The 4,068-nt window shown below is 27.2% G+C and carries 2 protein-coding genes; one reads left to right on the top strand and one right to left on the bottom strand.

The window, feature by feature from the left end; genetic code table 11:
* The first annotated feature begins 16 nt into the window (after positions 1–16).
* Positions 17–1,588, top strand: coding sequence for a DUF5050 domain-containing protein (locus RH99_RS17660; RefSeq protein ID WP_026038539.1), 1,572 nt, complete (start codon positions 17–19; stop codon positions 1,586–1,588).
* Positions 1,589–1,967: 379 nt separating this feature from the next.
* Here RH99_RS17660 and RH99_RS17655 read toward each other — a convergent pair whose 3' ends face one another.
* Positions 1,968–3,692: a ferredoxin hydrogenase gene (locus RH99_RS17655; RefSeq protein WP_010241437.1), complete on the bottom strand. Its 1,725-nt coding sequence runs from the start codon at positions 3,690–3,692 to the stop codon at positions 1,968–1,970.
* Positions 3,693–4,068 lie beyond the last annotated feature (376 nt).

Here is a 4,068-nt window from a genome sequence, read left to right as displayed (position 1 = left end):
TTGGAGGGAGATAATAATGTATTGTATAAAATGTGGCACTAAAAATCCAAATGAAGCAAAGTATTGTTATAAATGTGGTACTATGTTAAAAAATGATAGATCATCAAATAATACTTATCAAATTACTGATGATAATATAATTAGGATATATGATAAGGATAATTTAGATACAAGAAATAGTGGTAATAGATTAGAAGATAATGAGCATATATACAGTGATATAACTGAAAATAAAACTAGTACAAATAACATTAAAAAAATAGGTGGTTTAGATAAAAAAAATAGGTACAAGCTAATATTAGTTGCAAAGATAACAATTTGCTTAGCTATAATTTTGTCGTTGGTATACTTAGTTAGCTATAAATTATTGCTAACTAATAAATCAAATGATATTAGTAAGGTTAATGCCGAAAACAATAAAACTAATATTATACCAGGAAATTCACCAGGAAACCTTTTAAATGAAGGAATAATAGCTGAAAAAAATAATTGGATTTATTACAACAATTCTGATGGTTTATATAAAATGAAAAGTGATGGACAGGAAGTAGCTAATATATCTAATGATAATGCTAAGTATATAAATATAATAGGTAATTATATTTACTACATAAATATATCTAATGGTAATTCAATATATACGATGAAAACCGATGGAACATCAAAGAAAAAGATATTAGCAAGTTTTTCAAGAGGTATTAATATTGTTGGAAATTGGATTTATTATTGTAAAAGTACTGAAAATGGACTTAACTTTAGACTATATAAAGTAAATTTAGATGGCACTAATGATACCAAAATTATTGAGGATAGTGTTGTTAGTGGTGATTTTTCTATAACAAATAACTTAATATATTATAAAACAAATTCAGATAATGGAGGAGAAGCTTTATATAGCGTTAAGTTAGATGGATCAGACAAGCATAAAATATTGGATAATGTGAAAGAATTCAACGTTCTTGGAAACTATATTTATTATTTTACTGAAATGAATAATGCAGGATTATATAAAATGAGGATAGATGGTACTAACAAAACTAAATTATCAGATGATGCTATAGATTCACTTAATGTTACAAATGATAATATATACTATACAATTAATCAACATATAAATAAGGTTCTGTATAGCATGAATTTAGATGGTAAAAATAAAATAAAATTAGCTACAGAATCTAATTTTGCAAATATAAATGTATCAAAGAATTTTTTGTTCTATACGTATGGATTGCTAGATGATTACACCATAAAGAGTATAAATATTAGTAACGATCTAAACTCTAAAGATGATAAAAATAATAATACAAAAATAGATAATAAAGAAAATAGTGAAGATTTTATTTTACCTAATAGTAATTCAGTGAAATTAAAGCAATCGGATTTAGACAGTTTAACAAAAGAACAACTTACATTAGCAAGAAATGAGATTTTTGCAAGACATGGTTATGTATTTACATCACCTGAAATTAAGTCTTACTTCGAATCTAAATCTTGGTATCATTCAGATCCGTCATATGATGAGAATACTATGAGCGATGTAGAAAAAACTAATATACAATTAATTAAAAATACTGAGGAATCTAAATAAAATTATTAAATAAGGAAAATTCATCCTTAAAAAGCACTCCAGATAAAGGGGTGCTTTTTTTATATTAGGTTATTTTTAGAAAATAATAATTAAGATTAAAGTTTAATTTTAAGCTTAATTATTATAGTACAGTTTGATAAAAATTTAACAGATATAGTACAGATACAGATGTGTTATATCCAATAAATGTAAGCTTGGGGATAGAAAATAGAAATTTTAGTATATAAAATTTAATTACAACTTATATATTATAATTAATAGTAAATAGAACACTACCCAAATCCATGGAAATATGATGATTTTGGTAGTGTTCTATTATAAAGAATTGTATATAGATTCATTTACAAAGGTATAGTTTAAGGTAAAATGTACTTCTCTCTTATTTTTTATATTTAAAATGGAGTATTTTATGAGCAAGGCCCTCTCCAGGGGTACCGATATAATCCTTATACATTTTAATTAATGCAGTATTATTATGGGACTTTCTCTTTGTAAGATGAGCATCTTGATTGTATAATACGGATGCTCTTTCACTTTTAATATCCACTTTTTCTAGATCTATTGGTTTTACATGTGGTTGACCACCACCATTGACACAACCTCCGTGACAGGCCATAACTTCTATAAAGTGATATTGCTTTTCGTTCATCTTTCCAGATTCCATGAATTTAAATACATTTGAAGCACCGTTTATAACTGCCACATTATATTTTTTACCAGCCAGTTCTACTTCTGCCTCTTTTATTCCATCTAATCCTCGTACTTGTTTATACTCTATATTTTCAAGTTCAGCATTTTCAGCAAAATCTTTTGCACTTCTTAGGGCAGCTTCCATAACACCACCTGTTGCACCGAATATAACACCGGCACCACTATATTCACCCATTGCTGGATCTACTTCACTATCTTCAAGTTTAGCAAAAGGTATCTTGGCATCTTTTATCATTTTGGCTAATTCTCTAGTAGTTATAACAGCATCTATATTTCTAAGGCCATCATTCTCCATTTCAGGTCTATCAGCTTCGAACTTCTTAGATGTACAGGGCATAACTGTTACAGTAACTACATTTTTAGGATCAAGACCAGTTATGGATGGATAATAGGTCTTTGTTGCAGCACCAAATATTTGTTGTGGAGATTTTGCTGAGGATAGATTGTTTAATAATTCAGGATAGTAGTTCTCAGCTTGTCTTACCCAACCTGGACAACAAGAAGTAAACATTGGGAATGGACCATTATTTTTTATTCTCTGAACAAGTTCAGTAGCTTCTTCCATAATAGTCATATCAGCTCCAAAATTTATGTCAAATATTTTATTAAAGCCAAGTTGTCTTAATGCGGTATAAATTTTTCCAGTTACATCAACTCCAAAACCCATATTAAAGAGTTCACCCATAGAAGCTCTAACTGATGGAGCCATAGCAACTATAACATGCTTTTCTGGATCATTTAATGCATCTTTCACTCTATCCATATGAGATTTTTCTGTTAAAGCAGCAACTGGACAAGCAATTATGCATTGACCACATAGTATACAATTTGTATCATCAAAGCACTTTTCATCTTCTGCTCCAATAATAGTTTTATCACCCTTATCTATAAATTTCATGGCACAAGTGCCTGTATTTATTCTACAGGCATTAACACATCTACCACATAGTAGGCATTTTGTTCTATCTACAGTTAAGGATTTACTTCTTAAATCAACGTATTCTGATTTATCCTTTGGTAAAAATGGCTTTGAAGCCCTTGCTTTTGTTTTTATAACAAGTTTTAAGAATTCACAGTTTTCTCGTCTAACGCAAGGACCACACTTAAATTCATGCTTATCTAATAATTCAGATATTCTACTTTTGATTTTATCAGTAACAGCTTCGGAATTTGTATTTATAATCATTCCATCTTCAATATAAGTATCGCATGCAGTTACTAATCCTGTGCCTTCTACTTCTACAGTACATATTTCACATTTATTAATAGTATTACTACAATTATTTAAAAAGCAAAGTGTAGATATATCTATATTATTATCTCGTGCTAATTTTAAAATAGTAATATTATCATTTACTTCTAGTTGAACACCATTTATAATTACTTTTTTCATATTTATCTCCCTAGAATTATTTTCGATATAATTATTGTCTTTTGACAATTGAACCTCATTAACGTTTTCATTAGTGTGATTTTCCATATTATCTTTAAATGATGATTTCATACCAAACCTCCAAAATTTCAATTTAAAACCCCATATAATAAAATTTAACTTATATAAACTAAAATTAAAATTGTATTTAGAATTATGTGAAAATATTAACAATTATTTTTAAAAAATATGCTAATTGAAAAATAAAACTATCTTTCAATTATAAATTTTACAGAACTTAATAAGTTTTTTGCAATAAGAAAATTGCATTATTAATATAATCTATAAAAAAAATAAGCTTAAAATTTAATATAAATTATAAAATTTAAGTATTATA

The sequence above is a fragment of the Clostridium arbusti SL206 genome (assembly GCF_000246895.1).
Classification (GTDB): domain Bacteria; phylum Bacillota; class Clostridia; order Clostridiales; family Clostridiaceae; genus Clostridium_I; species Clostridium_I arbusti.
This window is presented reverse-complemented; position numbering and strand designations above follow the sequence as displayed.